The organism is Psychrobacter sp. P11F6, from assembly GCF_001435295.1.
Classification (GTDB): Bacteria; Pseudomonadota; Gammaproteobacteria; order Pseudomonadales; family Moraxellaceae; genus Psychrobacter.
In genome coordinates this window covers 1,097,676-1,123,472 of the sequence record NZ_CM003594.1, presented here as the reverse complement: position 1 = coordinate 1,123,472, position 25,797 = coordinate 1,097,676, and the positions used below count along the sequence as shown (strand labels likewise).

The following is a 25,797-nucleotide window of genomic DNA, read 5'->3' as shown; positions in this document are numbered from 1 at the left end:
AATGAAAAAAGATGTGTCAAAAGTTTGCGAAGCATTCAAATTATGCGCATAATAGCCCCATTAGTTATAACCATAAGTATCCCAATATGATGAAAATGAAGCCTCTTATTACCGCTATATCAATTGCTATCGTTACTGCCAGTGTCAGCGCCGTTGCCGCACCTGCTGATAATACGCGCACCTTGCCAGTACGAACCGCTGACTCAATGCCTAGCATTGCCAAAAAAGTTAGCCTTGATGTACAAGAGAATCGCAGTAGCTCAATCGATGGTCGTGCTCCTGTCGTGGCCACGCCTGCTTTAAAGCCTAATACGCCTGACCGTATGACTCAGCTGATTGACGAAAAGCAGGAAGTCGATGTAGAGACAGCGCAACAAGCAGTCAGTGCTGATAATATGACGGTAGAAGAGCTGGCTCGTAAAGATGTGCAGTCTGATAGCACTGACGATATTAGTGAAGGTCAAGCCGTCGCGGCCCCTACCGCAGCCATATCTGATGCTAGCCCAGCAGATACTTCTATCAAAAGCATCGAAGATGTTAATGGTAAAAAACATACTACGCTGAATTTGTCGAATTACGCCAAACAGGTAAACGGTGCCACATGGACACCGAATATGAAAGTTAACTCGGCAATGACGATCAAAATGCAGGCACTGCTTGATTGGAACCATGCTTCTCCTGGCGCCATCGATGGCGGCTGGGGCATGAACAGTAAAAAAGCCCTCATCAACTTCCAAACCATGAAAGGTCTACCAGCCACAGGTAAAATGGATCAAAAAACGTGGGATGCGTTAAATAAAAATATCCCTGCCAACAAACCTGTGCTCGTGACCTACACCATCACTGAAGATGATATTAAGACCAACTTTGCCAGCACACCTGCAGGTTCAGAAGCCAAGTCAAAAATGAAAGGCTTATACTATCAAGACATTAAAGAGATGTTTGGTGAGCGCTTCCATATGGATGTGCGTTATTTAGATAAGCTGAATAAAAATAAGCAGTATAAAGCGGGCGAAACCATCACTGTTTTAAATACCCGTGCACCACTTAAGCAGCGCATTAACCGTGTGGTTGCCAATAAAGCCGATAAGACATTATATGCTTATAACGGCGATAAGCTGGTGGCTACTTACCCAACGACAATCGGTAGCGATGCCACACCATCGCCACAAGGTTCATTTAAAATTATTAACAAGGTGAAAATGCCTTGGTACAAAGCAACCGTTGGTAAAGGCGCAGACAAACAAATACATATGCTACCACCAGGACCAAATAGCCCTGTTGGCGTCGTATGGATGGGCTTGTCTAAACCTTCATATGGTATTCATGGTTCACCAAAGCCTGAAGGCATCAGTCGCCAAGCCTCTGCAGGTTGTGTGCGTTTGACCAACTGGGATGTGTTAGAGGTTTATGCCAATATCGAAAATGGCGCGACCGTTGAACTTAAGTAAATTTGGCTTAACTAATAAGTCATAAACGATGAATAAAAAAAAGACCTTACTATCAAGGTCTTTTTTTATGGCTGATAATCGGACTTATTCATTTAAATTGACCATATTATTCACTTTTATGCTTTATAGCCTTCTTCATTACCAGTAATGCTACCAACTTTTTTGGTAAAAAACATGCCTGCAGGGATAGACACCAAAATGCCTAATGCTACTGCTATTTGGATATGAGGTATTTCATTAAAACCTGTGACTAAAGCGCCAATCATAAAAACGCCAATGGTAACGGTTGCTGCGATTGAATAGATAACAGAGAATAATGGCCAGTTCATAACTTATTCCTCATTTTTATTGTGGATATAGTACCTTTATACACTAAACCCACAAAGAAAGTAAGTATTTCCTATAAACCTGCAAGCCAGCTATAGTAGGTGACTAAGCATAAAAACCCTGTTAGAGTTAAGGTTTTTATTGTTATTAGTTAATGATGCATAATTTTACTATTTTAAGTATTACTATTTAATGACAATGCGCTCTATTTAGTCGTAAAAAACCCATACGTTGTCCTCGTTTTATCATTACAATAATGTCTTTCTTTTACTTTTTAAGAAAGCCATCTGCCATGACCTCATCTGAAAACAAACTCTCTAATGATTCTTCAGTTATAAAAGATGCTTCAAGCACGGCCAATTATCTAGACAAAAAAGCGGCGCTAACTGACGCAGATGATAGCTCTGTACTAGATAGCACTGTCGAACATACTGAGTCTTCAAAAAGCTCAGAGATTCGTGATGACAATGACTGTGGCGAGGATATGGCTTGTGCGCAGCCTCCTGAAACAACGATAGCGATAAAGTCCATTGGTGCTGACGAGGTAGTGGCAACGTTAGAAACCGCCAAGCCCAACAATGAGTCTGAAATAACTAAACGTGAAATCACTGGGCTTGAGACACCACTATTCAATGAATCGTTGAGATTGACAACAGCGCCCAATCATCAAAATCTAGAAAATGCATCAGCAGAACATGCTCAAGCAAAAGAAGATAACGCTTACGAGCAAACGTCTCAAAAAGATGCTGACGCTGAGGTAACGGTAGAGGCAGAGGGTATTGCCCCAGCTGATGCACAGGGCACTTATCCTATCTCTGATAACCCTCAGCAAGAAAGCAAAGCAAATAGTGACAACACAAAACCGTCCTCAATTGATAAACAGCCAAACACACCGAAAAATAATGACACTATCGTAAAAAATACTGTAAAAGATAAAGTCGATAATCAGGAAGAGCTAGAAGACGAGATTAAAGAAAAAAAAGAAGCCAAGCTCGAGTCTTATAAGCAATTTGTTGCCGAGCAATTTAGCAATCAAAAGGTAGACTATCCAGAAGTACGGGTCAGAATCGAGGCCAACGCTCTGCCTAGCAAAATGTATTTCATTATGAATATACTTTCTGCCATCATCGCCAGTTATGGGTTAGTGACCAATTCAGCTGCCGTCGTCATTGGCGCCATGTTGGTTGCCATGATGTTAGGTCCCATTACTGGCATAGCGTTAGCGATTATTGATCATCGTATGCCATTACTACGTAAATCACTGATTACGGTTATCGTCGGCGTATCATTGGTGGTATTGGTTGGTTTTATCGTCGGCTGGTTACACAAAGATCAGCCACTGACCGCAGAGATATTATCGCGCACTCAGCCAACCTCGATGGATTTAATGATTGCTCTAGCGGGTGGTACTGCTGGCGCTTACGCGATGGTTTCACCGCACCTATCAGTGGCAGTGGTAGGCGTGGCGGTAGCCACTGCATTGGTGCCACCTCTTGCCGCGAGTGGGATATTATTTGCCAATGGCGAGACGCAGCTTGGACTTGGGGCACTGCTACTGGCGCTAACCAATATTATTGCTATCCAGTTTACCAATGCTTTAGTACTTTGGTTATTAGGCTTTCGCCGTTTGGTCGATGACGATTATAAATCCAGCACCTATTTGACCTTTTTACGCCGTAATGCGGTGACGTTATTATTGTTAGGTGGTTTAGGGACGTATTTGACCATCAACCTACAGACCAACGCCAAGCAGCAGGTTTTTGAGAGTAGCGTCAAAGAAGCCATCAATAGCTACTTTATCGATAAAGGCAACGTGCTGACCAATACGCAATTTGATACCTCAGAAGACAATAAAGTCGTACGTGCGGTCATTCGCGGAGAGACGACGCCTACCTCATACGATGTACGGCAAATTGAAACCGTCATTACTCAGGATATGGCAGAGAATTTTCCTGAGTATCTCCCTATTAAGCTACAGCTACGCTACTTGCCAGTACAAGTCATTGAATCCAATCCATTGATACAAGATAAACTGGACGAGACTGATGCGGCGATTTTGACCAATTAGCTTTTTTGACCAACTGGCTTTGATGCGCTACAAATCCATTGAGCATCTACAGGCGCAGAATAACCTAGCCGTTGTAACTCTTGTACCAAGAGCTTGGGCGTTTGTGCTAAAATCGTTTGCAAAATTATTTTACTCAATTCTATTCGCCAGTAAGGAGCCGCTGTGAGCCAGCCATTTCGCTCAGCCGATATTCGTCAAGCTTTTATCGATTTTTTCATAAGCAAGCAGCACACCCCCGTCGCCTCATCGAGTTTGATTCCACACAATGACCCGACATTGCTATTTACCAATGCCGGTATGAATCAATTTAAAGAAACGTTTTTGGGTATGGAGCCACGTGATTATACCCGTGCGGTGACGTCGCAAAAGTGCGTACGTGCTGGCGGCAAGCATAATGATTTGGATAATGTCGGTTATACGGCGCGCCATCATACGTTTTTTGAAATGCTCGGTAATTTCTCTTTTGGCGATTATTTTAAGCAAGCCGGTATTGGCTATATTTGGGAATTTTTGACCTCAGATGAATGGCTAGCAATCGATAAAAACCGCTTGTATGTGACCATTTATGAGACTGACGACGAAGCCTTTGATATTTGGCATAAAGACATCGGCATCCCAAGCGAGCGCATTATCCGTATTGGCGATAATAAAGGCGCACCTTACGCCTCAGACAACTTTTGGACGATGGGTGACACCGGCCCTTGCGGCCCTTGTACCGAAGTCTTTTATGACCATGGTGCCGATATCGAAGGCGGTCTACCGGGCACACCTGAAGAAGATGGCGACCGTTATATCGAGATTTGGAACTGCGTCTTTATGCAGTTTAATCGTCAAAAAGATGGCACTATGCTACCGCTACCAGCGCCAAGCGTAGATACTGGCATGGGACTTGAGCGTATCAGCGCCATCATGCAAGGCGTCCATGGCAACTACGAGATAGATTTGTTTGTACACTTGATGGATGCGGCGGCTAAGATTTTAGAGATTGAAAACCAGCAACAATCGTCATTAAAAGTCATCGCTGACCATATTCGCGCCGTTTCATTTTTGATTGCTGATGGCGTTACTCCAAGCAACGAAGGTCGTGGTTACGTACTGCGCCGTATCATTCGTCGTGCGGTACGTCATGGCAATAAACTTGGTGCTGACAGTGAGTTTTTCTATAAAATGGTCGCGCCTTTGGTTGCTGAAATGGGTACGGCGTATCCTGAGCTAAAAGATAAGCAAAGCGTCATTGAAAATGCCATTCAAAAGGAAGAAGCACAGTTTGCCAAAACTTTGGCACAAGGCTTACGTCTACTTGCCAGCGAGCTGGAAGGTCTAAAAGATGGCGACACGTTATCTGGGGAAGCCGCATTTAAACTGTACGATACTTATGGTTTCCCGGTCGATTTGACTGCGGATATCACTCGTGAGCGCGGTATTGTGATTGATGAAGCTGAATTTGATGAGCATATGCAAGCGCAACGTGAGCGTGCTCGTGATGCTGGCAAATTTGACGTTGATTATAGCAGTGTCATTCAAGTAGAAAACCCAACGACCTTTATTGGTTATGAGCAGCTTGCAGAAGAAGGCGTCACGATTGATGCGCTGTATCAAGATGGCAGTCCAGCCGATAGCTTAAACGAAGGTATGGAAGGCGTCGTGGTACTTGACCGTACACCGTTTTATGCTGAAGGTGGTGGTCAAGTTGGTGAGCTTGGCGAAATCCGCACTGCAACTGGCGTTTTTGAAGTGCAAGACACCAAAAAATCTGGTCAAGCCATCATCCATTATGGTGTCGTGACCATGGGTGACATTAATACCAAACAGACCGCTGATGCGCAAGTCTTGTCGAGTATTCGCGCAGCCAGTGCCAAAAACCACTCTGCCACGCATCTATTGCATGCGGCATTAAGAGAAGTATTGGGCGACGCGGTCACGCAAAAAGGCTCGCTAGTATCAAGCGAAGTATTACGTTTTGATTTCTCCTATGACAAGCCTGTCAGCACTGCTGAAATTACGCGTATCGAACGCTTAGTCAATGAGCAAATTCAAGCCAACACCCCTGCTCGCATCGAGAATATGTCTATCGACGAAGCGATGAAACAAGGTGCGATGGCATTGTTTGGCGAAAAATATGGCAGTGACGTTCGCGTCTTAACCATGGGCACTGACATTATCATCGATGGTCAGCGCAAGCCCTTCTCTATTGAGTTGTGCGGTGGTTTGCACGTTAAACGTACTGGTGATATTGGTGTGTTAAAAATCACCAGCGAATCAGGTATTGCTGCTGGCATCCGCCGTATTGAAGCTGTCACTGGCATGAATGCAATTAAAAACATTCAGCAAAGTGAGCAGCAGCTGAGCGAGCTTGCCAGTCAGCTAAAAGTAAAACGTCCTGAAGTGGCACAGCGCGTGCGTACCATGGCGGATAAGCAGCGCGAACTTGAGAAACAACTAGAGCGTTTAGAGCAAAAAATCGCCAGCGCCCAAGCAGCCAATTTACTCGATGAAGTACAGACCATCGCAGGCACGCCCGTGCTTATCAGTACCTTAAGCGGTATCGACGGCAAATCTATCCGTACCCTGATGGACGATATTAAATCTAAACTCCCTGATAGCGTGATTGTATTGATTGGTGATAAAGACGAACAGTTAGCCCTAGCCGCAAGCGTGGCAAAGTCTGTGACTGCGAAAGTAAAAGCTGGTGATATCATTCGTCATTTGGCAGGTGAGCTGGGCGGTAAAGGGGGTGGTAAGCCAGATTACGCACAAGGCGGCGCGCCAAAGTCTGCCAACAGTACCGCGGTTATCAATGCCCTACCTGCTTGGATTGAAACTCAGCTTAGCTAGTCCTGAAAAAGACATGAATACAGCGCATCACTCTGGTCTACTACGCATAAGATACGCGATTGGTTATAACGGTTATAACCAATCGCCATGTATCTAAGCGCTACGGGCACTTAACGTTGTGACGTAGATATGATATAAAGGTCAACGTTTATATGCATCGTGCGTGCATTACCTAGTCAGCACTACTGAATACATAAACGAAAAGCATGGGCGCAATTCTTATAATACGGCTTTATCTATACAAGCATTGATTGAGCGTCACATCCGCATATTGGCTCTCATTGATGATAATAAAAGGCCATTAATGAATAATAGGTAGATTTTTATGGCGTTAATAGTACAGAAATACGGCGGCACCTCGATGGGCAGTATCGACCGCATCAAAAACGTCGCCAAACGAGTCAAACGCTGGCATGACAACGGTCATCAAATAGTTGTTGTCGTCTCTGCTATGAGCGGCGAAACCAACCGTTTGATTGATCTAGCACGCCAAATTAGCACTCAGCCTGATCCCCGTGAATACGACCAAATGGTCTCAACGGGCGAGCAAGTATCGATTTCATTGCTTGCTATGGCGATTAAAGAGCTTGGTGTAGGCGCTCGCTCATTTACTGGTCGTCAAGTAGCGATTAAAACGGACAATGCCCACAATAAAGCCCGTATCGAAAGCATCGATGACAAAAATATCCGTGAGCAACTCGATGCAGGCAATGTCGTTATCGTCGCAGGCTTTCAAGGTATTGATGACGAAGGCAACGCGACCACATTAGGGCGCGGCGGCTCTGATACCACAGGTGTCGCTATTGCTGCTGCCTTGGGTGCTGATGAATGTCAGATTTATACCGATGTTGATGGCGTTTATACCACTGACCCTCGTGTGACCTCAAAAGCCAAAAAACTTGAAAAAATTACCTTTGAAGAAATGCTAGAGATGGCAAGTCTTGGCTCTAAGATTTTACAGATTCGTTCGGTAGAATTCGCCGGTAAATATGGTGTACCACTGCGCGTATTATCTAGCTTTGATGAAAACAACGATGGTAGCTTCGACCAAGAATTTCAAGACAATGTCGGCACCCTAATTACGATAGACGAAGGAGACAACATGGAACAGGCAATCATCTCAGGTATCGCTTTTAATCGAGACGAAGCAAAAATAGTCGTGCGCGGTGTACCTGATCATCCTGGTATTGCCTCTGCTATCCTAAGCCCGATTGGTCGTGCCAATATAGAAATTGATATGATAGTGCAAAACCTCTCTACCAATGGCACCACCGACTTTACTTTTACTGTCAACCGTACTGACATGGACAAAACCATGAAAGTACTAGAAAATGAAGTCAAAGATGAGATAGGTGCTAAAGAGATATTGGCTAATGATGAAGTCGTTAAAGTCTCTTTAGTCGGCGTCGGCATGCGCTCTCATGCTGGTGTTGCGAGCCTCATGTTCCAAACGCTTGCTGAAAACAATATCAATATTCAAATGATATCAACCAGCGAAATCAAAGTGTCTGTCCTTATCCAAGAACAGTATTTAGAAAAAGCCGTTAAATCACTACATACCGCATTTGGTCTGGATCGTGAAGATGGCGAAAGTAAAATCGCTGGGCTATAACTTATTTTAAAACGCTTAAAATAATCGATTTAGCATTAACAGTTATGCATTAAGTCAGTATCAATTACTTTCAACAATGTATTAAATTAAATAGGGTCTTTTTAGATCCTATTTTTATTTTTTATTATTGCTAGGGTAACTATTTACCCAATAGTTTTGTGAAAACCCGTGACAGTCTCTGTTATGCCCCCTATAATGGGGCTTTCATTTGGGCTAAATGAATCTACCTATCATTACCGCTATTGGCACAATAGTAAGCATTGTGGTTTTCATTGATACATTGTCTTTCTAGGGCTGCGGTAATGTCCTGCAATTGAGAAGTAATCTGATGAGTAATAATTTGTTAATGCGACATAAGGAGTGTGACGCATGTTAATTTTGACACGCCGCGTGGGCGAAACGCTAATGATTGGTGATGAGGTCAGTGTGACTGTCCTAGGTGTCAAAGGCAATCAAGTACGTATCGGTGTCAATGCACCGAAAGATATTGCCGTACACCGCGAAGAGATTTACCAACGTATTCAGCATGAGCGTTCTGTACAGTCGCAAATGCAACATCTTGAGCAAGGCAATTTTGCGCCTTCATTTGATGACGAAGACTATTTCAATCGCTAAGTTACATACTTTCACTTTTTTAATCTGCTCTGAGGTCATTTATTTATGAGTATCCGCCAATCAGATGTATCGGCTCTACTTAATGGTTTGGATAAAAAAGCCATTGGATTCAATGATGTCATCAGTTTTATTGATGATTTTTATCGCTACGCACCTGCCCCGTTTGTGAACGGTATGGTACACAATGCAGCTGGTGAAAATGAAGGTAGTGCGAAAATTTTTGGTTTTGCCAAGCACCATGGTCTAAATCAATTGGACACGCTAAAACTGTTTGGCGAGCATTATGCCAAAGTTCAAGCAACTCCTAACGGTACTGACCATGCCAATATCCGCAATTTTTTACATTGGGGCTGGCAAGGGTTTTTGATGCAAAAAAACCCATTAACGGTTCGCCCTAGTGTTGATACGACGGCGCTTTAAAAAATTATTAAATAAGAAAAGGCCACGCTGATTAGCGTGGCCTTTTTTATGTGCTTCATTTTTTATTAGAAAATTTAGCCATCAGCCTATTTATCACTAAACTTGACGGGTTGGACTGCGCCTTTCGGATTAGGCATGTTTGGATAATGATGCTCATGCTCGACATCACATTCTGCCCCGACGATAGAACCATCGTCTTTGACTGGCTTATGAATATAGCCTGTGCGCTCAGCAGGTGGCAGATGCTCGTGCTCCCACACCATCACCGCTTGCATACAGGTCTCGCACTGCTCAGCGGTCAGCTTGCGGCCATCAGGCCACTTACCCAACTCAATCGCCATGCGGAACTTATCCACCACTTCTGGCGTTAAACTTGCTAATATCGTTTGCTTGTCCATCCTTCCTATTCTCCACCACTATTTTTTATAACGTTTTTATATAAAAGAGACACTTATTCGTCGTCCATAATATCATCATCCACGTCAAGACTGAATTCCTCAGCATGGACGTTCCAGTGCAATTTGGTGCGACAAGCTTCATAAAAATCAAACCCTGGCGGGTGCAATAAAGTAAGTTTATCTGGATGCTTACGAATATAGAGCCGTTGCTCTTGCTCAAGTGGCACGCTTGGCTTGCCGTCGGCACTGACCATCGGCTGAGTGCGATTGTCTTCGTGAATGCGAATGCATACTTCGCTATTACCGCTCACCACAATCGGTCTGCTAGACAGCGTATGGGGATGCATGGGCACCAAACAGATAGCATCCATACTCGGATGGATTATGGGACCGCCGCCAGAGAGTGCATAGGCCGTTGAACCGGTAGGCGTTGCTGCAATCAAACCATCACTATGCTGACGGTAGACATCTTGACCATCGATTTTCATCTGAAAATCAATCATATGTACCGATTTCCCCGCATGCAATACGATATCATTGAGCGCCATATCTTCATGAATGATAGTGCGCCCTTCTCGTATCTCCATCGTCAATAGAAAACGATGATCCAGCTGATAATCACCCATCAGGACTTGGCGCAATTTAAACGCCGCTTCATCAGGTTTTACATCCGCTAAGAAACCAAGCCGACCACGGTTGACGCCGAGCACGGGTACACGGTAGCGTGCCAACGCTTCAGCCGCGTGCAATATCGAGCCATCACCGCCAACAACGATGACCAAATCGCAAATCTCACCAATCAAACTACGCTTAACGATTTTGACCTTTTCAATCTCAGTGAGGTTCAAAGTGGGCAAGTTCGCCGTCTGCACATCCATAATCAATGTGAGATTCATCTCATTGATAGTCTGGGCAATTTGCACCAAACTTTGAGTGACACTGCGTTTGCCAGCGCGGCCCATAAGCCCAATACGCCTAAAAGCAGGGTTTTTGATAGCGTGGAACAGCTCTGATTCATGTAAGTGCGGCAATCTTGCGGATTGCGCTGAGTTTTCCATAAAACGACTCGGCATAACGGTAAAGTACTCGCCAATGATAGCGATAAACGAGCGTTTAGACTAGCATGTTTATGAATTATCGTTGTTAACTGTCGTAATCAACCCCATATAAAAGCCATCGCACGTTACTCTTAAACGTGTTTGTTTAGCTAGGCAATACGCCAAAACACATCAACTAATAATAGCTCTATAAGGTCGTGAAGCCTTGATGGCTGTCACGTAAACACAGTTGACAATAATGGCGGTTTTGCTAAAGTAGCTAACATCACTATTATTTATATTTTATTAAGGACAACTTTATGGCCAATCCTATTGTCAGTCGCGCAGAACTTGCGATCGGCGGTAAGCCAATGACGGTCAAGGGCGTGATTCAAAAGACCAGTCTATTACTTGGATTATCTGCGATCACTGGTGTGGGCTTTTTCTTTTATGCCCTTATGGCAGGCTTGTCGCAAGGCTTTATTACGATGGCTGCCTTCGGTAGTATGTTTGCCGCTTTTGGTCTCGCGCTTTTTATCACTTTTAAACCACACAAAGCCAAAACCTTTGCGGTGCCTTATGCACTGTTAGAAGGCATATTTTTAGGCGGCATCTCGCTGTTCTTTATGCGGATGTATCCGAGTGTACCAGTGACCGCTATGTGTGCCACTTTTGTGACGGCAGCTGTTATGCTAGGGCTATATCGCTCAGGTCTGGTCAAGGTGACTGAAAAGTTCCGCTCAATTGTGACTTCAGCATTGATCGCGATTATGCTAGTTTATGTGGCGCAATGGGTACTTTCTTTAGCGTTTGGCTCAAGCCTACCGTTCTTATTTGAAGGTGGCGCTATCGCTATCGGCTTTAGCTTATTTGTGATTATCATCGCCTCTTTTACGCTTTTACTAGATTTCGATAATATCGATCGCGGTGTGGCAATGGGCGTATCAGAAGACTACGAATGGTTATTCAGTATTGGTATTCTTGCTACGCTCGTGTGGATGTACATTGAATTTATGCGTTTGCTAAGCTACTTGCAAGACTAATTTAAAAACCAGTTAATCGTTATATAAATAAAAAGCCGCCTTATCTATTCATATAGTTAAAGGCGGTTTTTTTATGGGTAAAGTTAAATACTTATGATAGACATACTATCTGGAAAAATGTGAGCAACAAGGAAGATAAGTCTCAGTACTACATTAGTAGGCTAAGTAAGTTTGGCGCAGCTAATCGTTTTTTGAATGGGTATTAAGCGCGTTTTAAGCGCAGCGCATTTAAAACCACAAACAATGAACTTAATGACATACCAATAGCAGCCAGCCAAGGTGGCACATAGCCTAACGCTGCTGGTATTAGCACACTGCCATTATAAATGAGTGCCCAGCGGAAGTTTTGCTTGATAATACGTTCCGTTTTATCAGAGATATGTTTGGCAGCAGTAATAGCGTCGATTTGACCATTTAAGATAATACTGTCACTCGATACTTGTGCCAAATCTGCCGCCCCCGCAATAGAAGTCGAGACATCTGCCGCTGCTAGCACTGGCGCATCGTTGATACCATCTCCCACCATCAACACTACGCCACCCTCCGCCTGTAGCTTTTGAATGTGAGTGACCTTGTCTGTTGGCGACAGACCATTGTAAGCAGAATGCATCCCTAAGCTTTCAGCCAATACCAGCGCTTGCGGGCTTGGGTCACCAGTCAACATAACTGTTTCAATACCCAACTCTTTAAGAGTATCGAGCATGGCTTTGGCACTATCACGCACCTTATCATTGAAATAGAAGCATGCCAGCGCTTGCCAAGTGACCGAGTCATTTTGTTGACAAGATAAAACCACCGCTGAGCTGGCGCGCTGTGATACTAAATCAATGACCATATCATTATCAGCATCGCTTAACGCAAAATCTACATGACCAATTCGATATAATACGCCATCAATCATTGCCTCGACACCGCCTGCTGGATAATGCTGTAAGGCCTGCGTCGATGGCAAATGCAACTGATAGGCAGCGGTAAGCAGCGCGTGTGCAATAGGATGACGGCTCCCTACTTCTAGAGCCGCAGCGATGGCTAATACCGTATCTTTTTGCTCATCTGTAGCCGTTGCAATATCATTATCTTTAAGCAGCTCAATATTTAATAAATTCGGCTTACCATAAGTTAAAGTGCCTGTTTTATCAAAGGCGACATGAGTGATTTCAGCGAGCGTTTGTAGCGTATGTCCACGCGTTGTCAAAAAGCCATAGCTTGCCAGTCGATTGGTCGCGACCGTCAGCGCAATTGGCGTCGCTAAAGACAGTGCACAAGGGCAAGTCGCGACCAATACCGCGACCGTAGCCCAAATCGCTTGACTTGGGTCAACGATATACCAGCCAATGAATACCAAGACAGACAATACTAAAATACGCGCCACAAACCAACGTGCCAGCTTATCGGCTTGCTGTGCCAGTTTGGGCTTTTCACTCATGGCACGGTTCATCAGCCGATCAATCAAGCCAATTTGGCTGTCTGCTGGCAATGCTGTGACCAGCATCTCAAACGGTTGGCTATCGTTTTGTGCACCGCCAACGATATAGTCACCTTGGCTCTTGATAATCAAGTCGCCCTCACCCGTCAATAGGCTTTGCGACACGGTAGCAGTCTGACTCAGCAAAATACCATCGCTGATGATTTCAGAGCCAGCTTCAACTAAAATGATATCACCCACTTGCAAACTATGGGCGGTGACCATTTGTTTTTCTTTTGCCTCATCTGCTGCTGTTGGTAAGGCTGATTGTTGAGTACGCGCGAGTTGCCAGTCTTGTGCAATTTTCGATGTGAGCTGATGAACATTGGCATCCATTCTTTGCATAAAATTAGGCGTTGGATTGGCTGATGTGCTCGCCTCATTTGTATCCAAATTACTGACTTGATTACTCACGTCTTCATTTACAGCTGTTTTCTCGAGCTCATTTTTCTTTAACTGCTGTAATATAAGCTCGGCGGCTTCTTTATCTTCCGCAATTTTTTGTACCAGTACTGGCTCAACCACGACCAAGTCATTGGCCATGGTGGCGGCTTTTAGGCGAGCATTATGTTCAATGTAACGCCCTGCCAGTAAAAAGAAAATAAACATACTGACTGAATCGTAATAGGTTTCCCCTTGCCCAGTGATGGTCGCATATAGGCTCGCGAAAAAAGTCACAATCAGCGCGATACTGACGGGTACATCCATATTAACTTGACGGGCACGAATTGCCGACCACGCTGAGGTAAAGAACGGGATACCCGCATAGAAGAAAACGGGCGTACTGACAAATAAAGATACCCAGCGCAAAAAATCACGCTGAAATATTAGCATATCGCTGTATTCACCAAAATAGATGGCAACGGCATACATCATCGCTTGCATCGAGCCCAACGCGGCAATGCCCAATCTTATGAGCATTTGGTTGTTATGACGCGCCAGCATCGCCTCATGCGTATCTTGACGATAAGGCTTGGCTTCATAGCCGATTTCATTAATGGTGGCAAGAATACGGCTGATCGGCAGCTTATCCTCGTTCCAAATCACACGCATACGCTGATTGGTCAAATTCACCTGACATTTACTGATGCCCTCTAACTCATCGAGACGCGACTCAATGAGCCAAGTACATGCCGCGCAGCGTAGGTTATTGACAGACAGTTCTGCAACCGACAGTCCGTCTTGAGCATAGACGAATTGTGATTTGATCTCGTCATGGTCATACGCCTCAAGGCGAGTCAACTGCGTCGGTAGACTTGCCGTACGATTAATCTCTGAGCGGTCCAAGTAATACTGCTCAAGCCCTGCCTCTACGATGCTTTGAGAGGCTAACTGACAGCCCATACAGCACATCTCACGCGGCTTACCCAATATCTTGGCATGGAACGGCGGCTGCGGTACAGGATCACCGCAGTGGAAACAGTGACCTGCGAGTGGCAGTACTAAACCTTCGATGATAGAGTTATCTTCATAATGCTGGCTGGTGGTCGAGGCCATTGATGATGGGACATTGGACATAATCGCGCTTACTTCCTTTAGACAGGTTTGCTCGAACCTTATTCGCTTTAAGTAAACTTACTATCACTAACGAGACTCAACGCCTATGCAGAAGACTTATCTAAAACAGCTATTTTAAATAACTCTCAGCACGGCTCACAAAAAATAAAACAATAACAGTAGCGGTTAATTCATAAAAAACACATCGTTGGCGCATCTCTAAACTGCTATCGTGCATGGCTATGTGACATGGTGACATGAAGCTAATATGACACTTATATGACAATGATACTGTCAATCTAAAGCTTTTAATGCTTTGTTAGCAATGACCGTGTTTTAACAGAGATTATACTATACGCAAGCGCTGTGAAGAGCATAACCACGCACAGCTTAAAATCAATGAATGCCTGCGTTGACGATGATAGATTGAAAAATTTGTCAATTTGCGTCATTATGAGGCAGTTTTTTATACCAAAATGGTGCGACATCAGTGCAAACATCCAATTCCAAGTTACCAAATACCAAGTTAACACAGTCCTCTAAATCTGTTAACCACACGCTACCTTCACAGCAGCGTGGGTTGGTATTTAGTAGTCTTATCTTAATTGTCATTATTGCTGGCATGGTGCTCTTGGCGCTATATTTAATCAAACTTGATCGCACCATTACCCATAAGTTCGAGGGTAAGCGCTGGGATATTCCTGCTAAAGTGTATTCGCAGCCGCTTGAATTGTATCAAGGCGCGAGTGTCGACAAAGATACGATGAAGACATGGCTGGAGTTGCTGAACTATCAAAGCAACAAAGCTTATGATCGCACGGGAACCTATCATAGATCAGGTAATACCTACTTTATTCATACTCGCGGTTTTACTTATAGCGCCAACGATGTGGATAAAGAGCAAGTCATAAAAATGACCATTGCTGGTAACAAGATTGAGTCCGTACAAAGTACTTTGCCTGCCAAAAGCGGCATCATTCGCTTAGAGCCGGTGAGTATCGGTGGCATTTATCCTGACAGTAATGAGGATCGTTTGGTCGTCTCGTTAGATGAAGTGCCACAACCACTCATTGATGCGTTAATAGCCACGGAAGACCGTGCGTTTTATGAGCACAAAGGCGTCTCTATACGAGGCATTGCACGTGCCGTACTGAACAACTTCTCTGGTGGCTCTAGACAAGGCGGCTCGACCATCACTCAGCAGCTGATTAAAAACTTCTATCTCAATTCAGACCGTACGCTGAAGCGCAAAGCCAACGAAGCGTTAATGGCAGTATTGCTCGAGCTACATTATAGCAAAGATGAAATTCTACAAACGTACCTCAATGAGATTTATTTGGGTCAAAACGGCAACCGCTCTATTAATGGTTTTGGCTTGGCATCACAGTTTTACTTTGATAAACCACTGAATGAGCTACGCTTGGATCAGCAAGCCCTGCTAGTCGGTATGGCAAAAGGCCCGAGTATCTACAACCCACGTCGCCATCCAAACGACTCAAAAGCGCGCCGTGACGTCGTGCTGGGCAACATGCTGGCTGTTGGCTCACTCAGTCAAGAAGACTATGAGAAAGCGCTAAAGCAACCACTTGGTGTCGTGGACAAACCTGTCGAAGGCAAAAGTCAATTCCCTGACTTTTTGGATATCGTCAAGCGCGAGCTGAATACCGTGTACTATTCTGATGATCTCAAAAATGAAGGTCTTATCATTATCAGTACTTTAGACCCTATTGCACAATTAGCCGCAGACAAAGCAGTTGATAGAAAATTGGGTGAGCTGCGTCGTAACAGTAGCAAAACTAAAGACTTGCAAGGTGCTCTAGTGAGTGCCAATCCTGAGACTGGTGAGCTGGTCTCTGTGGTGGGCAGTGGCAGTGAATTTACCGGCTTTAACCGTGCTGTCGATGCCAAGCGCCAAGTGGGTTCTTTATTGAAGCCTATTATTTATATGACAGCGCTTGAAAGTGGGCGCTATAATCTTGCAAGCTCAGTCGATGACTCACCGATTACCGTGAATCTAAGCGATGGTACTAAATGGAACCCCAAGAACTATGACAATCGTGACCATGGTTATGTGCCATTTACCACCGCTTTATCAAAGTCTTATAACCAAGCAACGGTACGCTTAGGTATGGAGTTTGGGGTCGATACCTTTGCCAAGCAGTTACAGCGCATGGGTATTAAAGAAAAAATACCACCCTACCCGTCAGCATTGTTAGGTTCTGTTAATCTTAGCCCAATGGACATGCTTGGTGTCTATCAAGTCTTTGCAACTGGTGGCTTCCGTACGCCTATCCATAGTATTCGCACCGTCATTGATGACCGTGGTCGTATTTTACAACGTACTGGACTCAACACTCAGCGTAGTATTCCGCCTGAGACCAATTTCTTAATTAACTATGCTTTACAAGATGTGGTCAAAAACGGTACTGCCAAACGCGTGCAATCACTTGGTAGCAATCTAAATCTTGCTGGCAAAACAGGAACCACAAATGATTACCGCGACGCTTGGTTTGCAGGCTACAGTGGCAACTACGTCAGTGTGGTTTGGGTTGGCCGTGATGATAACAAGCCAATTGGTTTAAGCGGCGGTACTGGCGCATTGCCAGTTTGGGTTGACTATATGAATCGCTTGAAGCTGACGCCTGTGGCACTACCAGAGCCTGAAGGTATTGAATGGTTGTGGTTAGAGAACAACTCAGGCAAGCTGTCTAATGAGCGCTGTGCAGATGCACGCTATCTGCCTGTCCTGTCAGCATATTTACCAGAAGAAGCCAGCAGTTGCGCTGTCGGCTTATATCAACAAGATCGTGCTCGTGAACAGAACCAGCAGCGCCGTAGTGAAGGTTTAGAGATTCCAAATGGCGAAGCTGTTGATAGCGACAACCAAGAAAACAGTGATGGGTCAAATGGTAATGATGCAGAAAGTCGTGCCGATACTTGGTATGATCGTGCCGTTGAATGGTTCTAAAGTTATTTGTGAAACTTAAAAAAGGTCTCAACTTAATGTTATCTCTCAAGCAAACTGTATCAGCTAGGTCAGCCGTCATAACGCGGTCTATCAAAATCAAGCCAGCCAATACGATGCTGGCAGTCAGTGCTCTAGCTGGCATGTTGAGTTTGAGCGCTTGCCAGACTGCGCCGACTGCATCTACCGCTATGAAAACCGTACCGACTCAAACGCTGCCATCATCGCAGACAGCTAAAGCCCCCATAGCGACTGTGACGCAAACGCCCATTGTCAGAACAGAGGACGAGGATGACTACCCCATTGAGCCTTATAATCCCTCTGAGCCAGCCGAATCAACCAATCCATTGACTCAAGAGACGCCTGTATTTACACCATCTAGTCCTGTGTTGACCCAACCTGATTCAGTTATAATCATTCCTTCGCGTGATGACTACATCATCTCTGAGCCGTCAGCACCGTCACACAACGAATTGCTAGAACAGGCAAGAAAAAACTCGCAGCAACGGACACAGCAAGCTACTACTACCAACAATAGCAACCTGCCAGCATTTCGCAATTTGATGCAAGCAGGTATCAGTCAACTAAAAGCTGGCAAACTGACCAATGCTGAAAACAGCTTTACCCGTGCACAGCGCCTAGCACCTAAATCTTCTGCGGTGTATTTCTATTTGGCGCAAGTGGCATTAAAAAAGAACCAGCCGCGCAAGGCAGAAGCCATGGCACGCCGTGGTCTGAGTGTTTCTCAAGATACCAGTCGTCGCCGCGCGCTGTGGCAAATTATTTTGCAATCAGGACAAGCCCAAGGCAACGCTCGCGTCATCAGTGAAGCGAAGCAAGCCTTACGCTAATATCAAGACATACCGAAGTGAATAGAGACCAAGTTTATCATTTGGTATCTATTCACTTTTTATATTCTGCACACGCATCATTTATCCAAAATATACATTTATTTTTAATTAAGGTTATCGTTATGGCATGGCAACAACTGCATTTACAATGTGAAAAAGCAAACGTCGATTTGGCTGAGGCACTGCTCCTAGAAGCAGGTGCATTATCCATCGCCTTAGACGACGCAGGTGACCAACCTCTATTTGAGCCCTTACCTGGTGAATCACCGCTATGGGATGAGGTTATCTTGACAGGGCTATTTGATGCGACCACCGATGCTGGCAGTCGTCAGGCAGTCGAGCAGCTCAGTCATGAAATCGCAGCACAAGTGCAAGCCACTCGTATCTGGCTCACGGCTGTCGATGATAAAGACTGGGAGCGCGAATGGATGAGCAATTACCATCCTATCGAATGTGCCAATAATTTATGGATTGTGCCCAACTGGCTGACGCCGCCCAATCCTGAGGCGACTAATATTATTATGGATCCTGGCCTAGCTTTTGGTACAGGCTATCATGCCACTACCCGCTTATGTCTTGACTGGTTAACAGAACAAGATCTAAAAGACAAAGTGGTGATTGATTATGGTTGCGGTTCAGGTATTTTAGGCATTGCTGCTTTGTTATTAGGTGCGCGCCACGTGTATGCCGTCGATATCGACCCACAAGCAGTACTGGCAACCAATCAAAATGCCGCACGCAATCACGTTGAGGATCGTCTGCAAGCGTTTTTACCAGAAGATTTTACTGACTACTGTACACAAAATGATGTGTTACCTGTAGACGTAATCGTTGCAAACATTCTAGCCAAGCCGCTTATTGGCTTAGCGCCTTACTTTGCTACCTTAATCGCACCAAAAGGTCGCATTGTATTGGCCGGTCTAATAGAGTCACAAACCGAACAAGTAACGGCGGCTTATCAACCTTATTTTGCGCTTGATGCAAAGCATGCTTTTACAGCGCAAGAAGACCAACATTGGCAGCGTTTATCTGGTACATTTACAGGCTAGCAACATTTAATTACATCTGTTACGATAGAGGGCAGTCAAATGTCATGCATTTGACGCCACTCTGTCCTTATTCATGATTTATGGACATTTACAGCTAATATTTAAAGCTAACACAAAAGGCAGTATTAGCACTATAGGCAACTATTAGCGAGTGGCTAAGCGGTATTGATAACCATAATTTTTTGGATTCGACCCTATGACCACGCCCATAAAAACTCAGTGCCCTCATTGCCAAGCTTGCTTTAAAATACAGCAAACACAGTTGAATAAAGTAAACGCCACTGTTAGCTGTGATCAATGCCAACAGAGTTTTTTGGTCAATAAACATCTTATCCTCACTGCCGATGCTGTCAGTACTTCCGCGATTCAAGAAAATACAACGACTGACACCAATATGACAGCCGATTCAAATGGACATTCTGCACAAACCGCTGACAATCATAATAAAAATCAACATGCAGTAGGCGCTGCTAAGTCACCACTCACTCCTCCACATTCAAAAAATATTTCATCTGATACTTTAATTGAGGATGATTTGATTCATGACGGCTTAATCTATGATGACATGGATAGCGATGAGCCAGAAGAAAGTATTTTAGAGTATGATTCTCTAGATAGTATGGATGCTTGGCTGACTCAAGCAAGCAATATGAACAATAGCAGTTATACTTCTACAGCAGACAACCAACCAACAAGTAACCTCTCTAAAAAAACAGATAAAAACAACGCGTCATCAGCGAAAGTATCATCTGATGCGACAACAGAAAATTCCTCATCAGCACAAATGGCGCTCAGTTCAGCAGCCGCTAATGATATTCATGCCAATGTGGATGATACTGCGGACAATTCTTGGCTCGAAAAACTCCTAAAAGACCAAAATAAAAGCGAAGAGGTTCGACAAGACGATACCGATTTATCACAACTGTTGCTCGATATGGGTGTACCACTGAAAGATGAAGCGTCAACCTCCGAAGAGCGTGTGAGAAAAGCACAAGCAAAGTTTACACCTACGCCGCAGAGACGTTCTATCGCATCCTTACTATGGACGCTAGGATGCTTAGTATTAGCACTGCTCCTTTTTACTCAATACGTCATTTTTAATCTAGAAACTTTGATAAAAAACCCAGTGCATGCAGAGCGCTTACAATCAGTATGTGCAGTGGCTGCCTGTAGTTTACCTAGTGCCGATCTAACAGCATTCACGATTACCAACCTTAATCATAAATCGAGTAAGATTAAGATGGATGGAAAGTCGAGCGATGTCAGTGCCACATTAAACAATCAAAGTGCCAAAGCACAGCTGTATCCGAATGTTAAAGTCAGCGTATACGGCGCAAATGATATGATTGGAGAATTCATCGCCACGCCAGCTGATTATCTATTAAGCAAGCAAAGCCAATTAGCGGCTGACAGTAGTCGAAACATATTATTTACCATCCCTGTAGCTAATAGACAAATTCGAGAAGTGACTATAAGTCCTCTGTATTGAATAGATAATTACCAACAAAATAGCTGTTTCTATAAACAACCTCGTCTTTTAAAACTTCAGCCCTCAGAAAAACGTAGGCAGATCGCAAGTTCAGTAGTGATGCAAGTGCGACCCAGCCAGTTATATTTTGTGGCAATGTTATAATAGTAAGCATATACCCTAGTCATACTGCTGCCAATATAAGGTTAATCTGTCAGCGCTAAACGATATTAATTTGATATAATACCCTGATATCTTATGGTTTGACTCTTTCCAATCCCAAGGACATTATCTTATGGCACCTCATGCACAGCATAATGCCAATCATTTTGCCACAAGCTCTGAGCATCCTGCCGATTATAGTACAGCCGACCATCATTCAACTCGTCATGTTAACTCCTCATTAGACAGCGATGCGAGCCACCGGCATGAACCACTGCGCGTACATGTGGAGCGTGTGGTACGACAGTACTTCGCGATGCTAGGCGATGAGATGCCGACCGACTTGTATGAGCTTATTTTAAAACAAGTTGAAGAGCCGCTATTGTCGGTTGTCCTTGAAAAAACTCGAGGCAATCAAACCAAGTGTGCACAAATCTTAGGTCTGAATCGTGGCACTTTACGCAAAAAACTCAAAACTTATGACTTAATGTAGCATCTGCTATATGCATTTCTCTGTATTTATTACCAATCATTATGTATGGCAATTTAACGTTATTGACGCTATCCACCATGATATTGTCTGCAACAATTGTCATTGTCACCTTGCCAGGCGTTTACGTCAGGCTTTTTTTATGGAAATTTTCTTATGAGTACAACCCCACTTGCTCTATTGTCAGTCTCTGATAAATCCAATATCGTTGAGTTTGCCCAAGGCCTTATTAAGTCAGGCTTTGGCTTACTATCTACTGGCGGTACTTATCGTTTACTCACAGAAAACAATGTCGCTGTGACCGAAGTATCCGATTACACAGGTTTCCCTGAAATGATGGATGGCCGTGTCAAAACGCTACATCCTAAAATTCATGGTGGCATCCTAGGACGCCGTGGTACAGACGATGCCGTAATGAGTGAGCACGCGATTGAGCGTATTGATTTGGTTGTCGTCAACCTTTATCCGTTTGCTGAAACCATTGCTCGTGCGGATGTCACCATGAACGATGCTATCGAAAACATCGACATCGGTGGTCCTACGATGGTGCGTTCTGCGGCGAAAAACCACGCTCATGTGGGTATCGTGACTGATCCAGCAGATTATGAGCGCATACTTGCCGCTTTAGGTGATGGCACCGAGCTGACACCTGCTTTGCGCTATGACTTAGCGGTTAAGGCTTTCGAGCATACTGCACAGTATGACGGAATGATTGCCAATTTCTTAGGTAGCCGTGTCAATGAAAGCCAGCAGCCTGAGAATTTCTCACGTACCTTTAATGTCCAACTGGAAAAAGTACAAGACCTACGCTACGGCGAAAACCCACATCAAAACGCCGCTTTTTATACAGAAAACCATCCGCTAAAAAGCCAACAAGCCTCTATAGCGACTGCTAAGCAACTGCAAGGCAAGGCGCTGTCTTATAACAATATCGCCGATACTGATGCTGCTCTTGAGTGTGTGAAAGCCTTTAGCGCCCCTGCTTGCGTTATCGTTAAGCATGCCAACCCTTGCGGTGTCGCTGTGGATAACGATCAAGTAACCGCTTATAACACTGCTTTTAGTACTGACCCTGAGTCTTCTTTTGGCGGCATCATTGCTTTTAACCGCCCATTGACGTTGGCGGCGGCTAAAGCCATTATCGACAATCAGTTTGTAGAGGTTATTATTGCACCAAGCATCGAAGATGGTGTGCTTGAAGCGACAGCTGCTAAGAAAAATGTCCGTGTATTGGTGTGCGGCGAACTGCCAGCGCCAGATCAACGCGATAGTCAGCTTGACTACAAGCGCGTCAACGGTGGCCTGCTAGTACAAGAGCAAGATCTTGGTTTGATTACGGCCAATGACTTAAAGATTGTCACTGATGTACAACCAACAGAAGCGCAAATCGCCGATCTATTATTCAGCTGGAATGTAGCAAAATACGTCAAATCTAATGCGATTGTTTATGCCAAAGGTCAGCGTACTATTGGTGTTGGTGCTGGTCAAATGAGCCGTGTCAACTCAGCTCGTATCGCCGCTATCAAGGCAGAGCACGCTGGATTGGCTACTGAAGGTGCTGTTATGGCATCAGATGCCTTTTTCCCTTTCCGTGATGGCATTGATAACGCTGCCCAAGTCGGTATTGCTGCTATTATCCAGCCAGGTGGGTCTATGCGTGATGATGAAACCATTGCTGCGGCAAATGAGCATGGCATCGCGATGGTATTCACTGGTATGCGTCATTTCCGCCATTAAATTGTTCCGTATCACTTTGAATATTAGCATTGATAGCAGTATTGAATTTCGTATCGCCATTAATGCTAAATCTTTATGATAAAAGTAATACTCATTAAAAAAGCCACTGTAGACAGTGGCTTTTTTATGCTTAAAATTTGAGAAAACTATTTGGAAAGAATAACTAAGTAAGTATCTCAAATTTTCCTTAATAGCTTTACTTCTAACGCCCTTGCGCGTTTGCTATATTGGCGTCATTAATTTCAACTTTATACACCAAACGTAGATAATCCAAGTAATCTTGTAGCTGATCTTGCCCCAAGTTATCACGAATGATGGCAGCTGTTTGTGCTCTTTGCACATCAGATAATGGCGACTGCTCCTCTGTTTTAATACGATCACCGACCAACAAAGTCGCGCCCATCTCAGTCTCACTGGCAATAGCAACGACGCCATTATTAGCTGCTTGCTGACTAAAGGCCAATCCGCGCTCTTTCTCTGTCAATAGAGTGGTTTGGCGATTCACTTCACCTAATGATTGAAAACGTACTGGCTGTTTATTGATATCAGCAGGCGTTTTAATACCAGCGGCTAGTTTCTTCGCCTCTTTTAGCGCCAATGCCGTGGCCTTTTCTTGACGTAATATCTGAGTGATTTTTGGTGTAGCAGCAGCTAAGCTAAGCGTTTTCGTAGGACGATAGTTGCTTGGCTGCACCCATACCGTCCCGTTACCGACTTCGATACCTGCGGTTACTGCCTGATCTTGAATGGTAAACTCATCAAAAGCCTGCTTAATCACTGCTGGTTGTGATAACTCCGATTTGTTGTTTTCTTTACGATAATCCTTGATACGTTTTAGCGTTACGTTCTCTTGCTGAGCAATATCTTCGATGCTAAAGCCATCTGCTGCCAAGTCATTAATCGCTGTTACTTTATCTGCATAGATTTCTTGACGCTTATATTCTTTGGCTTTTGCTGTCAGCTCTGCACGCATGCTTTCTAGGCTTGGGATTTTACTACCGTTATCTTCGGTTACGGTAAATATCTGGTAGCCAAAGCTAGTCTTAATAGGTGCTGTTACATCACCCACACTTAAGCCTTCTAAAGCCTGCTCAACCGCTGCGGCATCATTGCCAAACACAGAGGGATTAAAGGTACCAATATCGCCACCTGTTGCTCCTGATGGATCATCTGACTCAGTTTTAGCCAATGCGGCAAAAGACTCACCTTTATCCAAGCGGGCTTTGATTTTAGTCGCTCTGGTCTTCGCGTCTTTACCCGTTAATAGGATTTGACTGATTTTGCGTTCATCGACGACCGCTAGCCCTTGCTTATAAGCTTCATATTGCTGCTGCAAATCCTCTTCCGTAACTTCATTCACTTGAATGGTTTTAGGACTTAATTGCAAATATGCCAAATCTACCATCGCCGCACTTTTTAGTGTGTCTTTATTGGCATCATAATAGGCTTGTATATCGCCTTTGCTTAACTTGACCTGATCTACATAGTCTTGCCAATTAAATCGATGCAGCCAGATATTGCGCGACTCAAGTTGTAAGTCAATCAATTGACTGACCGCTTGCATGGGATATACTGCCGTGCCAACAATACTTGCATTGAGCTGGTCGAGGCTTAATTGGTTACGAAACTCAGCAAATAGCTGATCTTTAGTCATGCCGCGCTGGCGCAAGAAATTTGAAAATTGATCGTTAGAAAAATTACCTTCTGCGTCCTTAAAAATTTCTTCTTCACGCAATAGACGATTAATCGTGTCATCAGAGACTGTCATACCAAGCTTGCCCGCTTGCTGCTCCAATAGCGTACGATCAATGAGACCTTTGAGCACCTGCTCGTGCAATACATCTTCATTTAATAGACTGGCATCATCAACTTGTTCTAGTATTTCAGTACGACGGTTATTTACGGCAGTCTGATACTCGGACAACCCTACGCTTGCTTCACCCACCTGAGCGACTTGGTTGGGATCGACCCCGCCTCCAAAATAGCTTTCGACACCCAATAGAGCGAGCGGCGATAGGCATAAAATCAATAAAATGCGACCTGGCCAGCTTTTTAAGAAATCGCGCAATTTATCCATAGTTATCTCTGCTTTATAAACCTATATTGATGAAAAACCATTGTAATATTACTATTAATATCAATGCTATCTAAGCAGGCAATGGTAAGAATAAGAACGTGTGAATTTGATATAGAACAATAAGACTGAGTAAAACGGCCTTATTTAAACAACGCATCTATCGCGCGCCCTATGATACGTGATTTTTGATGCAGACTCAAAATATTCACGTGGTATGATACAAACTATAG

The 25,797-nt window shown here is 44.2% G+C and carries 18 protein-coding genes and 1 pseudogene; 13 read left to right on the top strand and 6 right to left on the bottom strand.

What is annotated here, in order from left to right:
* Positions 1–11: 11 nt before the first annotated feature.
* Positions 12–1,451 carry a L,D-transpeptidase family protein gene (locus AK822_RS04660; protein ID WP_060490730.1) on the top strand — a complete coding sequence of 480 codons (1,440 nt, stop codon included), beginning with the start codon at positions 12–14 and terminating at the stop codon, positions 1,449–1,451.
* 116 nt (positions 1,452–1,567) lie between these two features.
* Here the strand turns inward: AK822_RS04660 and AK822_RS04655 are convergent, their stop codons facing one another.
* Entirely contained in the window at positions 1,568–1,780 is a 213-nt protein-coding gene (locus tag AK822_RS04655; RefSeq protein WP_045445100.1) for a hypothetical protein, read from the bottom strand.
* A 290-nt stretch (positions 1,781–2,070) separates the two neighbouring features.
* On the opposite strand from AK822_RS04655, the gene AK822_RS04650 reads away from it, so the two are divergent.
* Entirely contained in the window at positions 2,071–3,846 is a 1,776-nt protein-coding gene (locus AK822_RS04650) for a DUF389 domain-containing protein (RefSeq protein ID WP_060490729.1), read from the top strand.
* Here AK822_RS04650 and AK822_RS14825 read toward each other — a convergent pair.
* Complete coding sequence (locus AK822_RS14825) at positions 3,843–3,983, bottom strand: hypothetical protein (RefSeq protein ID WP_157292356.1); 141 nt, start codon at positions 3,981–3,983, stop codon at positions 3,843–3,845. The two genes, AK822_RS04650 and AK822_RS14825, sit on opposite strands and share 4 nt — an antisense overlap.
* Before the next feature lie 25 nt (positions 3,984–4,008).
* Between AK822_RS14825 and alaS the strand changes: the two genes are divergently transcribed.
* From alaS to AK822_RS04630, 4 genes and pseudogenes are all read left to right on the top strand, one after another.
* Positions 4,009–6,681 (top strand): alanine--tRNA ligase, encoded by a 2,673-nt coding sequence (gene alaS / locus AK822_RS04645; RefSeq protein WP_060490728.1) that lies wholly within the window; start codon positions 4,009–4,011, stop codon positions 6,679–6,681.
* A 325-nt stretch (positions 6,682–7,006) separates the two neighbouring features.
* Complete coding sequence (locus AK822_RS04640; protein ID WP_055124395.1) at positions 7,007–8,293, top strand: aspartate kinase; 1,287 nt, start codon at positions 7,007–7,009, stop codon at positions 8,291–8,293.
* Positions 8,294–8,662: 369 nt separating this feature from the next.
* A pseudogene (csrA, locus tag AK822_RS04635) lies at positions 8,663–8,830 on the top strand (carbon storage regulator CsrA); the annotation flags it as partial.
* Positions 8,831–8,953: 123 nt separating this feature from the next.
* The gene (locus tag AK822_RS04630; RefSeq protein ID WP_045445094.1) at positions 8,954–9,328 is read left to right on the top strand and encodes a HopJ type III effector protein; all 375 of its coding nucleotides are present in this window, start codon (positions 8,954–8,956) and stop codon (positions 9,326–9,328) included.
* An 86-nt stretch (positions 9,329–9,414) separates the two neighbouring features.
* Here the strand turns inward: AK822_RS04630 and AK822_RS04625 are convergent, their stop codons facing one another.
* Both AK822_RS04625 and AK822_RS04620 read right to left on the bottom strand, forming a co-directional pair.
* Positions 9,415–9,726 carry a YeaC family protein gene (locus AK822_RS04625; RefSeq protein ID WP_060490727.1) on the bottom strand — a complete coding sequence of 104 codons (312 nt, stop codon included), beginning with the start codon at positions 9,724–9,726 and terminating at the stop codon, positions 9,415–9,417.
* Between the two features lie 53 nt (positions 9,727–9,779).
* A complete protein-coding gene (locus AK822_RS04620) occupies positions 9,780–10,784 on the bottom strand; it encodes an NAD(+) kinase (RefSeq protein WP_227675922.1) in 1,005 nt (334 codons plus the stop codon).
* A gap of 299 nt (positions 10,785–11,083) precedes the next feature.
* On the opposite strand from AK822_RS04620, the gene AK822_RS04615 reads away from it, so the two are divergent.
* A complete protein-coding gene (locus AK822_RS04615) occupies positions 11,084–11,806 on the top strand; it encodes a Bax inhibitor-1/YccA family protein (RefSeq protein ID WP_045445091.1) in 723 nt (240 codons plus the stop codon).
* A 202-nt stretch (positions 11,807–12,008) separates the two neighbouring features.
* Here AK822_RS04615 and AK822_RS04610 read toward each other — a convergent pair whose 3' ends face one another.
* Positions 12,009–14,789, bottom strand: coding sequence for a heavy metal translocating P-type ATPase (locus AK822_RS04610; RefSeq protein ID WP_060490726.1), 2,781 nt, complete (start codon positions 14,787–14,789; stop codon positions 12,009–12,011).
* Positions 14,790–15,258: 469 nt separating this feature from the next.
* On the opposite strand from AK822_RS04610, the gene mrcB reads away from it, so the two are divergent.
* From mrcB to purH, 6 genes are all read left to right on the top strand, one after another.
* Positions 15,259–17,736: a penicillin-binding protein 1B gene (mrcB, locus tag AK822_RS04605; RefSeq protein ID WP_060490725.1), complete on the top strand. Its 2,478-nt coding sequence runs from the start codon at positions 15,259–15,261 to the stop codon at positions 17,734–17,736.
* Between the two features lie 35 nt (positions 17,737–17,771).
* Entirely contained in the window at positions 17,772–18,584 is an 813-nt protein-coding gene (locus tag AK822_RS04600) for a tetratricopeptide repeat protein (protein WP_087945682.1), read from the top strand.
* A gap of 122 nt (positions 18,585–18,706) precedes the next feature.
* Positions 18,707–19,633 (top strand): 50S ribosomal protein L11 methyltransferase, encoded by a 927-nt coding sequence (gene prmA, locus AK822_RS04595; RefSeq protein WP_060490723.1) that lies wholly within the window; start codon positions 18,707–18,709, stop codon positions 19,631–19,633.
* 196 nt (positions 19,634–19,829) lie between these two features.
* Positions 19,830–21,122, top strand: a complete 1,293-nt coding sequence (locus AK822_RS04590; protein WP_060490722.1) for a DUF3426 domain-containing protein — start codon at positions 19,830–19,832, stop codon at positions 21,120–21,122.
* Positions 21,123–21,396: 274 nt separating this feature from the next.
* Complete coding sequence (gene fis / locus AK822_RS15175) at positions 21,397–21,756, top strand: DNA-binding transcriptional regulator Fis (RefSeq protein ID WP_087945560.1); 360 nt, start codon at positions 21,397–21,399, stop codon at positions 21,754–21,756.
* Positions 21,757–21,909: 153 nt separating this feature from the next.
* Positions 21,910–23,490 (top strand): bifunctional phosphoribosylaminoimidazolecarboxamide formyltransferase/IMP cyclohydrolase, encoded by a 1,581-nt coding sequence (gene purH, locus AK822_RS04580; protein WP_060490721.1) that lies wholly within the window; start codon positions 21,910–21,912, stop codon positions 23,488–23,490.
* 202 nt (positions 23,491–23,692) lie between these two features.
* On the opposite strand, the gene AK822_RS04575 is transcribed toward purH, so the two are convergent.
* Positions 23,693–25,567, bottom strand: coding sequence for a SurA N-terminal domain-containing protein (locus AK822_RS04575; protein ID WP_060490720.1), 1,875 nt, complete (start codon positions 25,565–25,567; stop codon positions 23,693–23,695).
* Positions 25,568–25,797 lie beyond the last annotated feature (230 nt).